General features: G+C 62.3%; 11 protein-coding genes. 4 read left to right on the top strand and 7 right to left on the bottom strand.

Annotated features, from left to right (window positions below; translation table 11 throughout):
• Window positions 1-30: 30 nt before the first annotated feature.
• Window positions 31-720 (top strand): fumarylacetoacetate hydrolase family protein, encoded by a 690-nt coding sequence (locus tag BN32_RS10805; protein ID WP_019198205.1) that lies wholly within the window; start codon window positions 31-33, stop codon window positions 718-720.
• 180 nt (window positions 721-900) lie between these two features.
• On the opposite strand, the gene BN32_RS10810 is transcribed toward BN32_RS10805, so the two are convergent.
• The gene (locus BN32_RS10810; RefSeq protein ID WP_019198206.1) at window positions 901-2,199 is read right to left on the bottom strand and encodes an amidase; all 1,299 of its coding nucleotides are present in this window, start codon (window positions 2,197-2,199) and stop codon (window positions 901-903) included.
• Between the two features lie 1,055 nt (window positions 2,200-3,254).
• Here BN32_RS10810 and BN32_RS10820 point away from each other — a divergent pair.
• Together BN32_RS10820 and BN32_RS10825 are read left to right on the top strand one after the other, a co-directional pair.
• Window positions 3,255-4,985 carry an adenylate/guanylate cyclase domain-containing protein gene (locus BN32_RS10820; protein WP_019198208.1) on the top strand — a complete coding sequence of 577 codons (1,731 nt, stop codon included), beginning with the start codon at window positions 3,255-3,257 and terminating at the stop codon, window positions 4,983-4,985.
• A gap of 27 nt (window positions 4,986-5,012) precedes the next feature.
• The gene (locus BN32_RS10825; protein ID WP_019198209.1) at window positions 5,013-5,894 is read left to right on the top strand and encodes an alpha/beta hydrolase; all 882 of its coding nucleotides are present in this window, start codon (window positions 5,013-5,015) and stop codon (window positions 5,892-5,894) included.
• Window positions 5,895-5,918: 24 nt separating this feature from the next.
• Here the strand turns inward: BN32_RS10825 and BN32_RS10830 are convergent, their stop codons facing one another.
• The 5 genes from BN32_RS10830 to BN32_RS10855 all read right to left on the bottom strand — a co-directional run bounded on the left by BN32_RS10830 (window position 5,919) and on the right by BN32_RS10855 (window position 10,508).
• Window positions 5,919-6,137, bottom strand: coding sequence for a LapA family protein (locus BN32_RS10830; protein ID WP_019198210.1), 219 nt, complete (start codon window positions 6,135-6,137; stop codon window positions 5,919-5,921).
• A 94-nt stretch (window positions 6,138-6,231) separates the two neighbouring features.
• Window positions 6,232-6,657 carry a cupin domain-containing protein gene (locus BN32_RS10835; RefSeq protein ID WP_040426285.1) on the bottom strand — a complete coding sequence of 142 codons (426 nt, stop codon included), beginning with the start codon at window positions 6,655-6,657 and terminating at the stop codon, window positions 6,232-6,234.
• A gap of 135 nt (window positions 6,658-6,792) precedes the next feature.
• Window positions 6,793-8,262, bottom strand: coding sequence for a flavin-containing monooxygenase (locus tag BN32_RS10840; RefSeq protein WP_019198212.1), 1,470 nt, complete (start codon window positions 8,260-8,262; stop codon window positions 6,793-6,795).
• 435 nt (window positions 8,263-8,697) lie between these two features.
• The gene (locus BN32_RS10845; RefSeq protein ID WP_019198213.1) at window positions 8,698-8,907 is read right to left on the bottom strand and encodes a cold-shock protein; all 210 of its coding nucleotides are present in this window, start codon (window positions 8,905-8,907) and stop codon (window positions 8,698-8,700) included.
• A gap of 749 nt (window positions 8,908-9,656) precedes the next feature.
• Window positions 9,657-10,508 carry a cation diffusion facilitator family transporter gene (locus BN32_RS10855; RefSeq protein ID WP_040425641.1) on the bottom strand — a complete coding sequence of 284 codons (852 nt, stop codon included), beginning with the start codon at window positions 10,506-10,508 and terminating at the stop codon, window positions 9,657-9,659.
• Window positions 10,509-10,578: 70 nt separating this feature from the next.
• On the opposite strand from BN32_RS10855, the gene BN32_RS10860 reads away from it, so the two are divergent.
• Complete coding sequence (locus BN32_RS10860; RefSeq protein WP_019198217.1) at window positions 10,579-10,974, top strand: MerR family transcriptional regulator; 396 nt, start codon at window positions 10,579-10,581, stop codon at window positions 10,972-10,974.
• A 10-nt stretch (window positions 10,975-10,984) separates the two neighbouring features.
• On the opposite strand, the gene rocF is transcribed toward BN32_RS10860, so the two are convergent.
• Window positions 10,985-11,950 (bottom strand): arginase, encoded by a 966-nt coding sequence (gene rocF, locus BN32_RS10865; protein WP_019198218.1) that lies wholly within the window; start codon window positions 11,948-11,950, stop codon window positions 10,985-10,987.
• Window positions 11,951-12,027: the final 77 nt, after the last annotated feature.

Below are 12,027 nucleotides of genomic sequence, written 5' to 3' on the forward strand. Positions count from 1 at the left end.
CCGTTTTCCCTCCCAGACACCGGAATCCCCATGAGCGCCAACTTCGTCATTCCCGCACTCACGCAGCCATCCATTCCTGTTGCCGGCGAATCGAAAGCCTTTCCGGTGCGCCGCATCTGGTGCGTGGGCCGCAATTATCTCGAGCACATCCGCGAAATGGGCAACGACGAGCGCCAGCCGCCGTTCTTCTTCGCCAAGCATGCCGACATGGTCGCCGGCGACGGCGCTACGATCCCGTATCCGTCGCTGACCAAGGATTTCCAGCATGAGGTCGAATTGGTGGTCGCGCTGAAAAGCGGCGGCGCCAACATCGATCCCGCCAAGGCGCTCGATCATGTCTACGGCTACGGCGTCGGCATCGACCTCACACGCCGGGATTTGCAGATGGCGTCGCGCAAGAAGGAGCAGCCCTGGGAGATCGGCAAGTCGTTCGATTTCTCCGCACCCTGCGGTGCGCTGCGTCCCGCAGCCGAGATCGGCCACCCGGTAAAGGGCAAGATCTGGCTTTCGGTCAACGGCACCGAGAAGCAGAAGGGCGACCTCTCCGAGATGATCTGGAACGTCGCCGAGATCATCGGCAAGCTTTCGCTGCAGGTCTCGCTCGGCGCGGGTGACATCATCCTGACCGGCACCCCCGCCGGCGTCGCGGCCCTTGCGCCCGGCGACAAGATCGAATGCGGCATCGACGGCATCGGCACGCTGAAGGTCGCGATCGGCTGAAGCCGTATATCTCAAACTGTCATGGCCGGGCGGAGCCGCTCAAAGAACGGCGGCGCTTCCGCTCGCCTGTACCCGGCCATCCATCTTTTTTCATCGGCATTTAGTACGATGGATCACCTGGTCAAGCCCGGTGATGACGATTGAAGATGTTGAAGCTACGTCCGCTTCATCATCCACATCTTACGCCCCCAGTTGCTTCTCGACCGCCGCCGCGATGGCGAGCAGCTTGCGGTCGTCGCCGTGGCGGCCGACCAGCATCAGCCCGACAGGCAGCGCATTGCCGAACCTGATCGGCAGCGAGATCGCGCAGGTATCGAAGAAATTCCAGATCACGGTGTTCATCAGCGCCTGGACGTTGCGCTTGTTGAAGCTCTCCGGCGTAGACACCTCGTCCATGGTCGGCGCGACGATCTGCACCGTCGGCATCACCAGCACATCGGCCTGATCGAACACCGCATCCATCTGCGCGATACCGCGTTCGCGATCACGCATCGCGAGGATGTAGTCGGCGGCGGTGACCTTCTCGGAGCGCAGCAGGCGCATCCGCACGTTCGGATCGACGCCCTCGCCCGCCTCGGCGAGCAGCGTGCGATGGACTGCGTACGCCTCCGGCGGAGCGACGCCGCCGCGCTCATTGGCGGTGTGCATGATATCCAGCGCCTTCAGCGTGACGTCAGCGCCCGATTTCCAGCTTGAGGCAAGCTTCGCCAGCGCCTGCGGATAGGCCTTGCCGACGATGTCATCGAGACCCTCAATGGGATAGCCCTGCACGAAGCCGGCGCGCACGTCCTTGAGCGCGAGCGGCTTCAGCGGCGATGGCGTCTCGCCTGCCAGCACGGCATCGGCATTGGCGCAATCCGCGACGCTGCGCGCGATCGGCCCGATGGAATCCAGCGAGTACGACAGCGGGAACGCGCCCGCGCGCGGCACGCGCTTTACTGTGGGCTTGAAGCCGGTGATGCCGCAAAACGCCGCCGGAATACGCGTCGAGCCGCCGGTGTCGGTGCCAATGGCGATCTCGCCGATCCCGTCAGCTGCGGCCACCGCAGCACCCGCGGACGAGCCGCCGGGCACGCGCTTGCGGTCCGCGGGATTGCCCGGCGTTCCAAAGTGCGGGTTTGCGCCGAGACCCGAATAGGCGAATTCGGTCATGTTGGTTTTCGCGACGATCACGGCACCCGCCTCGCGCAGGCGCTGAACGATCACGGCATCCGCGTCCGCGGGCTTGCCGCGCGAAGCCAGCACCTTCGATCCGGCGCGGGTGACTTCGCCCTTGACGTCGAACAGATCCTTGATGGTCACGACCGCGCCGTCGAGCGGTCCACGCGAATTGCCGGATTTGATCCGGGCGTCGGCGGCGTCGGCGGCGTTGCGGGCCTCGTCGGCATAGACGGTGAGGCAGGCGCGCGCGCCTTCGCCTGCGGGATCGGCAATCTTGGTGAGGGCTTGTTCGAGACGTTCGCGGGATGAGGCTGTCATGTTTCTTCTTGGTCTGCTGGAAAGGAGGCCGGGAGAATGGATTTTTCGCGCGCGGAAGGCAATGCCTCTAAAATTTCGCATTCTCCGGGCGCATCGCGCGATCCCTGCCTGTCTTCCTTCCTTTCATGTCGTCCCTGCGAAAGGAGTTGAAGCGATCTGCACAATTCCTCTCCGCATCGTCCCCGTGCAGGCGGGGACCCATACTCCCTGAATCATCGATGTTGTCGCGAGCGCGGGACAACTCTTTCCTTTGTCATCACCGTGGCCGGTGGTTGTGGGTCCCCGCCTGCGCGGGGACGACATCGCATGTGTGATGCGCATTGTGCTTCATCTCCCCGTTTTCATGCAGATGTGCGCCATCGCCCCTGTTGTTTGAAAGGCGCGGGGGCGCCCGAAGTCCTTATTCGCCTCACCCTCGAAATGAGGGCGCGCGGAACGCCGGATGCGCAAGCGCATCCGCAGCCCCGTGTGCAAGGTAGAAAGCACACGAGCGTCGTCACCACGGTTGCGCCGGAGGCATCCGGCGTTCCGCACGCAATGGTTGGAACGGCCTCGTTCGCGCTCTCCCCGGTGGACGGCTCTTTCGCCACCGTTCTGGATCGTGAGTGACTTCCACCGCCACAGGGGCGACGGACCCTCCCGTTCCTTTCGACGTCAGCACCGCGACGCCGGGACCACGCGACTTTGGCCGTCCGCTGCTGCGCCGTCGTCGTTCGCGGTGCTTTTCACAGCCACGAACCGAGCGCCGCAAGCGGCCACCGCATCCCGCCCCGCGTATCGTGACGATCGCGAAACGCCCCTCATGACGGGGCGGGATAAGGAGGAATATAGTCCTATCAACATGAATGTCAAGATCGCCCTTGGATACTGCCTGCGAATTCGTTCAAATGCTCCTTTCAGACCGCGCGCACTGGAGAATTTTTGACTTGTGCCTACCGCAGATATTGAAGGATGAGCGAGAGAATGGAGACGCGTAGGTAAGCCGCAACTTCGACGCTTTACCGGATGTCCCTACGGCCTCATCCCCGATAAAGTTCTTCAATGAGAGAATCGCGATGATCCGGCTGTCGATCCGGCGAAAAATCATGGGCATTGCCGTGACGCTCATCGTGCTGATGGCGGTCACCGCAATCCTGTCCATGGTGTCGGTGATGCAGGTCAGCGCACGCCTCGAAGAGCTGACGACCAGTTACATCCCGGCCTACGGCAATCTGGCGCGTGCGAACATCCGCTCCGTCGAACGGGCGCTGGAGCTGCGCCGGATGGTGATCGAAAAGATGCGCTCACCGGCGGGCAGCGAGCGCCTGACGGCGATCCGCAGCGTCTTCGAGACCAAGGGCGCTGAAGTCGAGCAGGAAGCACAGGCCGCACGTTTGCTGATCAACGGCCTGATTCAGAAGGGCGTCACGTTCGCCGATCCGACGGCGCTGGCCCGGCTCGACACCCGCCTTGAAACCGCCCTCAACGTCTCGCGCCGTCATCTCAACACCGAGATCGAGCGCATGCTGCCGCTGATTGAGACCGGCGATACCAAGGCGATCGACGACGGCCTCGCGCGCGTCGATGCCCTGCGCAACGAACTCAACCAGAGCCTCGACTCCATCCGTGCGGACATGTTTGCGTTGCTGCGGTCGGAGGCCGACCGGACCCGGCAAAAGCAATCCCAGGTCACGATCATTGCCGCGGTGCTGACAGCGCTGGCGGCCATCATGGGGTTGGTGTTCTCCATGCTGGTCAGCGCCGGCATGACGCGCCCTGTCCGCAAACTGCTGGAGGGCGCACGGGCCGTCGAAGCGGGCCATCTCGAGGAAAAGCTCGTCGTGACCACACAGGACGAAATCGGCCAGCTCACCACCGCGTTCAACAGCATGGTCGAGCAGTTACGCCTCAAGGAGCGCATCCGCGAAACATTCGGAAAGTACATTGATCCGCGCGTGGTCGAGGGACTGATCGATCGGCCTGCGCTGGCCTCCGAAGGCCAGCGGCGCGTCATGACCGTGCTGTTCTGCGACGTGAAGGGATTCAGCGGCACGAGCCGAGGAACAACGCCGCAAGGGCTGGTCAAGGTGATGAACCGTTATCTCTCGGCGATGTCCGGTCCGATACGCGCGCACGAAGGCATTATCGACAAATATATCGGCGACGCCATCATGGCCTATTGGGGACCTCCCTTCACCGCAGACGAAGATCAGGCGCGGCTCGCCAGCATCGCGGCGCTCGATATGCTTGAGATCGTCCCGCAATTGCGCGCCGAACTGCCCGAACTGCTCGGTGTCCGCAATCTGCCGGCGCCGTTCGACGTTCGCATCGGCATCGCCACCGGGGAGGCGCTGGTCGGCAGCATCGGCTCCGAACTGATGATGAGCTACACCGTGATGGGCGACACCGTGAACCTTGCATCGCGGCTGGAAGGCGCGAACAAGGCCTATGGCAGCCGCATCCTGGTGTCCGAGGCGACTGTTGCAAGTGCCGCAGCCGACATTGAAGTCCGCGAGATCGACCGGATCGTGACGGTGGGGCAGACCCAGCCGCAAACGGTGTTCGAGATCATGGGCCGCAAGGGCGCGTTGACGACGGCTCACATCGCGCTTCGGGATCACTACTCGGACGGCCTTGCCGCCTATCGCGCCCGGCGCTGGGACGACGCACGCCGCGCGTTCGCCGCAGCGCTCGACGCCGTTCCCGATGACGGCCCGTCACTGACATTCGTCAAGCGTCTCGATGGCTTTGCAACGACACCGCCCGGCGATGACTGGGACGGTGTGTGGCGGCTCGAACAGAAGTAAGGTTCTCCACGCAACAGGAGTAGCATCATGCCCTCCTCCGAAATCGACGCGATCCGCGCGCTGCTGACGGCGAAGGCCCGGCCGGTCGGCTGGGCACAGCGGCGCGAGCGGCTGGACGAGATCGGTTCGGTCTGGCCGGTCGCCGATGATGTCACACTCACAAGCGCCGACCTCGGCGGCGTGCCCGGCGAATGGTCGCTGGCGCCCGGCAGCGATGCCTCGCGCGTGCTGATGTTTTTTCATGGCGGCGGCTATTGCTCGGGCTCGATCACCAGCCATCGCCGCATGGTAACCGAAGCCGGACGCGCGGCGAAAATCCGCACCCTCGCGGTCGGCTATCGCCTCGCGCCGGAGCATCCGTTTCCCGCAGCGCTGGACGATGCGATGACTGCGTGGCGATACTTGCGCAAGCAGGCCTATCTGCCATCGCAGATCGCCATCGGCGGCGACAGCGCGGGCGGCAACCTCACCGCCGTGCTGATCAACACACTGCGCGAACAAGGCGAGCATCCCACCTGCGCGTGGCTGGCCTCGCCCTGGACCGACCTCACCATGTCGGGTGCGTCGCTTGTCACCAAGGACATCGTCGATCCGATCATCCACAAGGGCTATCTCGGCGAGCTCGCCGACGCCTTCGTGCCTGCCGGAATGGCGCGCAACGATCCGCGCATCTCACCGCTGTTTTCCGATCTGCACGGATTTCCGCCGACACTGCTACAGGTCGGCTCGCACGAAACGCTGCTCGACGACGCCGTGCGTTTTGCAGCGGCAGCGGGCGCCGCCGATGTCGACGTCACCCTGGAGGTGTGGCCGGAGATGATCCACGCATGGCCGCTATGGAACGCACATCTCGAACCCGGCCGCCGCGCGCTGGCCAACGCCGGCGCGTTCATCCGCCGTCACATGTGAACGCCCCGGCGCGTGCAGATTACGCTAGGGCTCTTTTGGCCCGCGCAGGGCCCAGCGCATCAATGCCCACAAACTGCCGCCCGTCGCCATGCCGACGAGATAGATGATCGAGGCATGCACCGCCATCGGCGCGGTGATCCGCAGACCGAGGAAGGACACCGTGACGCTCTGAAGATTTTGAAACGCGAAGATCAGGATTCCCGCGACAAGAACGATAATCACAGCCGTGTTTAGCCAGCGCATGGTTCGCCTCGCTTGAAATGAACTTGCCAGAAGTTGCACCCAAGCCGAACCCGGCGCAACCGGTTCACCAGCCTGTCAGGTTTCATTCAAATGTCTACTTGTGCAACACCGTGTTGGGCTGGCCCTTCTCGACCATGTCGATAACCAGCAGCTTCACCGGCTCGGGACCCTTGTTCGTGCCGAAGTGCCATTGATCCACCGCCTCGACAATGAAATCGCCGGTCTTAAAGGTCTCGGTCTTGCCGGTATCGACGTTGGTGACTTCAATGGTGCCCGCCTGCACGTAGCCATAACGCGGAAACGGATGCTTGTGCTTGGGCAGCACCGCGCCCGCCGGAATCTCGTAGGTCGAGACGATGACCTGCGCGTCCTTTTGCGGCAGCACGATGGGCTGACCGCTCGACGTCATCGTTGAGGAGATGACGGGCTTGACCACGACCTTGCCTGTGACCGCCTGCGTGTCCGCATGGAGCGGCGACGCGATCAGCAACAGGCCGAGCGCGAAGGGAAGAGACTTCATTGCATCAAACTCCAGTGTTTCGTCATTCCGGGGCGCGAGCGCGGCGAGCGAACCCGGAATCCTGCGGCGGAAGAGATGGACATGGATTCCGGATCTGCGCCAAAGGCGCATCCCGGAATGACGGTGCGCGTCGTGTCACTCATACACCATCACGCCGTCATCGACCTTGCCGAGACGCAGCGAGACGATATCCAGCGCGTAGTTCTGGTAAAGCTTCCATGGCCGCTTCGAGCCTTGTTTCGGCATCTTCGCCACCGAGCGCTGCACATAACCCGACGTGAAATCGAGCCAGTTCTCCTGTTTCACCTCGGGATCGGTGTTGCGCGGCGTGCACTGCTTGTAGCCGCGCTTGTCCATATAGTTGATCAGGCGGCAGACATATTCGCAGGTGAGATCGCATTTCAGCGTCCACGAGGCGTTGGTGTAGCCGAATGACGACGCCAGGTTCGGCACGTCCGAATACATCATGCCCTTGTAGTTCAGCGTGCTCGCGAAATCGACTTTGCTCCCGTCGACGCTGACCTGCATCCCGCCGAGCACCTGCAAGTTCAGGCCCGTCGCGGTGACAATCAGATCGGCCTCAAGCTCGCTGCCGTCGGCAAGGCGGATGCCCTTCGGCGTGAACGTGTCGATGGTGTTGGTGACCACCGAGGCGCGGCCGTTCTTGATCGACTTGAACAGGTCGCCGTCCGGCACCAGGCACAGCCGCTGCTGCCATGGATTGTAGCGCGGCGTGAAATGCGTACCGATGTCGTAGTCCGGCCCGAGCGCATGACGCACGCCGCCGAGGATCATCTGCTTGGCGCGTTCCGGCTTGCGGCGGCAGAGCTGGAAGAAATACATGCCGAACAGCACATTGCGCCAGCGGATCAGGTGATAGGCGAGCTTGGCGGGCAGCTTCTTGCGCAGCTTGTTGGCGAGCGCGTCCTCGGCGGGCCGCGCGACCACGTAGGTCGGCGAACGCTGCAGCATGGTGACATGCGCGGCGGTCCTGGCCATTTCCGGCACCAGCGTCACGGCGGTGGCTCCCGAGCCGATCACCACCACGCGCTTGCCGGCGTAATCGATATCGGTGGTCCACTTCTGCGGATGGACGATGCGGCCGGTGAACTGATCGGCCCCCGGAAACTCCGGCGAATAGCCACCTTCGTAGGAGTAATAGCCGCTGCACATGAACAGGAAATTGCAGGTGAGATGCGCGATTTCCTTGGCAGGCCCCCCCTCCACCTCCACCGTCCAGCGCGCGTCCTTCGACGACCACGACGCGCTTTTGACGCGATGGTTGAAACGGATCTTGCTGTCGATGCCGTTGTCGCGCGCGGTCTCGCGCACGTAGTTGAGAATGCGCGGGCCGTCGGCGATCGCCTTGGGCTCGGTCCATGGCTTGAACGAATAGCCGAGCGTGTACATGTCGCTGTCGGAGCGGATGCCGGGATAGCGGAACAGATCCCAGGTGCCGCCGATGCTCTCGCGCCCTTCGAGGATCGCGTAGCTCTTGCCGGGGCAATTCCTTTGCAGATGATAGCCCGCGCCGATGCCCGACAGGCCCGCGCCGACAATCAGCACATCGAAGTGGTCGCTTTCTGCTTTGGTCTTGTCGAGCATTTCAGTCTCCCTGACCGGGATTTAACCGGCAAGCAGGGCGGCATGGCAACTCGATTTTGCGATACCGGTGCGCGCGGCCTTGTTTAAAACTGGTGCCCACCCTCGGGTCGCGCCCGAGGGCATGCCTTTCGGGATCATGGCAGGTTTGTTTGGGCATGATCTGGTCCGAAAACCGGCGCCCACTTTTCGGGATCATGCCCGGTCTATTTGGGCATGATCTGATCCGAAAACCGGTGCCCACTTTTCGGGATCATGCCCGACAGCAAAAAGCCCCATCATTTCTGACGGGGCTTGGTGACGTCCGTTTCAGTACATCCGTGAAACGAGCGAAAAGCTGGCTGCTGCTGCCGTTACATCCGTGGCGGCAGCGCCTGGCTCTTTTTCTATTGAAGGCTGGCGCGACAACCGGTGTCCGGCTGTCGTCGCGATCAGGCCTTACAGAAGCTGCAGGTTTTCTGCGCTGGTCTTGCCGCGCATCTTGTCAACCTTGGCTTCGTACGAAACCTTCTGTCCTTCGGCGAGGCCGGTCAGGCCAGCACGCTCGACAGCGCTGATGTGAACGAACACATCGGTGCCGCCATCGTTCGGCTGAATGAAACCAAAGCCCTTTTGGCCGTTGAACCACTTCACAGTACCAGTCGTCATAACAAACAATCCTTCAGGCGCGTAGATGCGCAACTCCGCACGACGTCGCGCGAAGCATAATCCAATCTAGCGATGTCTTTGGGTAAGGAGCCGGAGGGGACCGAAAAGGTCCAAAGGGCGCTTTAACAAAAGCTGAGCCGCAAATCGAATGCACGGCTTGTAGCACCTCGAAGCCTTAAAGCAACAACTCAATTGTGTTCGCACAGCGGCGCGGGCGTTTAACACAGCAATGCCAGAGGCTTGGGAGCCGAAAATAGCTCGGCGATGCAGCGGCATTTGCAGCTTAACGTGCGAAGATATCCTTAATCCTCCTCAAGAAGATTCACTTCAACCAGCGCGGCATCCATGCCGGCCTGTCACTGCACCGCTCCCGCAGGACTGCTCGACGCCGCGAAGAAAGCCGCCATCGCCAGGGAGATCACGCGTATCCATAACGCGGTGACGTAATCTCTCCACGTCGTCCTCGCGAAAGCGGGGACCCATAACCACCGCCCTTGGTGAAGGCGAAGGAAGGCGTGACCGGCTATCGCGACAACATCGATCGTGGGTCCCCGCCTTCGCGGGGACGACATCGGAGGTATTGGATGATCGCGCTCCACATTTTCTCCCGTCACGGAGATCCCTGCCCGGCAGATGGCGGAATACGGCCACGTGCTGCCCGAGCCCGGCGACGAGCAGATTTGGCTGGACGGACTGCCGGCAGAAGACCGCGCGTATATGCAGGGTGTGGGGGAGTGAACTACCGAGCGTTACCCTGAGCGCACGGTGCTCAAGTCGTTGCGTGCATCTTTAACGATTGAGAACGCCGATTGCAGGAACAGACCTGCAATGATGACCGCGACCACCAGATCAGGCCAACGGGTCTGCGTCCACGCGACGAGGAACGCGGCGATGACGACCGCAACATTCCCGATGGCATCATTTCGGCTGAACAGCCAAACCGCGCGTACATTGGCATCACCATGCCGGTGCGGAAGGAGAACCACCGCCGCCGCTACGTTCACCGCAAGCGCGATCAGGCCAAGAATGCCCATTAACTCCGCTTCCGGCTGCTGCACGATTAGTACGCGATAGGCGGTTGCCACGAGCACGCCCACGCCCAGAACGCCCAGAAAAATTCCTTGCAGCATCGCCGCCTTAGCGCGCGCCGCGAGTCCCCAGCCCACTGCAATCAACCCCAAGAACGAAATCATGCCGTCGCCAAGAAAGTCGAGCGCATCGGCCTTCAGAGCCTGCGACCCTGCGATATATCCGCCGACGATTTCGATAACACCGTATCCAGCGTTGAGAAGAACCACGATCCAGAGCGCTCGCTTATAGGCCGGCGTAACATGGGAAAGGTCCGGAACTTTGTCGTCATCATCGTCAGTGCGTAAGCGGGCGAGCTTGTAGCCGAGATCAGTAATCTTGCGCTCCACCTCTGGGAGCGTAGCCGCCCAGTCATCGAGGCGTAGCGTCATCTCCTGTGAAGCAATGGAAACCCTGACTTCCTGCACGCCTGGGACGCCACGCGCAGTGCTCTCGATCTTCGCGGCGCAAGACGAGCAATCCATGCCCGTCACCCGATACCGAACCGGCGCATCTAGTTCTGCTGTCGTCATATTCCGACTCCTTGCTAAATTGTCCCCCGAGGCTACATCCTGTAGTGACTACAGGAGCAAGGTGTTTCCCATGATGCCCATCGGCACTCTTTCCAAGCGATCTGGCGTTCATATCGAGACCATCCGGTACTATGAACGGATGGGCATTCTGCCGAAGGCTGAACGCGCGGCGAATGGCCGTAGATCTTATGTTGAGGCGGACGTTCAGCGGTTGGCCTTTATCCGACATGCCCGCGACCTTGGGTTCGATCTCAGTTCCGTGCGCGCACTTCTTGCATTGCAAGAGCAGCCCGAACGATCCTGCAAGACGGCATCCAAACTTGCCACTGCGCAACTCGTGGCCGTCGAAAGCCGGCTGCGTCGTCTGGCTGCTTTACGCGACGAACTGACGCGCATGGTAAACGCATGCGAAAATGGCCGCGTAACAGATTGCCGCGTGATCAATGAACTCGCGAAGGTGAACTAGAGAGTTCCCCCTACACCACCGCATTACTCGGCGTTGGCCGGTCATGGATCTGCTGGCCGAACAGCGAGCCGACCAATTCGACCACGGTGCGCGCGGTGAGGCCGCGGTTGTCCAGAAACGGATTGAGCTCGACCAGATCGAGCGAGCGCACCAGACCTGAATCCTGAAGCATCTCCATGACGAGATGCGCCTCGCGATAGGTCGCCCCGCCCGACACCGTGGTGCCGACGCCGGGGGCGGACACCGGATCGAGAAAATCCACATCGAGGCTGACATGGAGGACGCCGCTGCGCGCCCTCACCCGCTCGATGAATTCGCGCATCAGCACGCTGACGCCGAACTCGTCGATCCGGCGCATGTCGGCGATCCAGACATCGCGCTGCGCGAGCAACTCCTTCTCCTTCTTGTCCACCGAGCGCAGGCCGAACAGGCCGAGCTGGCGCGTCACGATGGAGGATCGCTCATTGCGCGGCAACAGATCGTCCAGTCCCGGCTCGCCGCACAGGAACGCGCCGGACATGCCGTGCATGTTGCCGGTGATCGTTGTTGCCGGCGTGTTGTAGTCGGCGTGGGCGTCGAGCCAGAGCACGAACAGCTCGCGCTCCTGTTCGTGCCAGTGCCGCGCGACGCCATTCACCGTGCCCATCGACAGCGAATGATCGCCGCCGAGGAAAACCGGAATCGCGCCGGACTTCGCCATCGCGTAAGCGCGTTTGCTGGTCTCACGGGTCCAGGCCTTGATCTCCCTGTAATGCTTCGCATTCGGCGGCGGCGCTTCATCGCTGAACGTGAGATCGCGCGGCGAGATGTCGCCGAGGTCCTCCACCTTGAAGTCGAGGCTTTCCAGCAGCGGCGCGATGCCCGCCGTGCGCAGCGCCGCCGGACCCATCAGTGCGCCCTTCTGCGAGGCGCCAACTTCGATCGGCACGCCGAGCAGCGAGACATTCGTCGGATAGGAGTCTGGTTTGGCGGTCACGACAACCTCGCGCGGGTGGGCGATGGAGACAGAACTGTGCGGGTATCCTAGCGGGATTCGCGCGCGCCGCGATACGC

It is taken from the genome of Afipia birgiae 34632 (assembly GCF_000308295.2).
GTDB classification, from domain to species: domain Bacteria; phylum Pseudomonadota; class Alphaproteobacteria; order Rhizobiales; family Xanthobacteraceae; genus Afipia; species Afipia birgiae.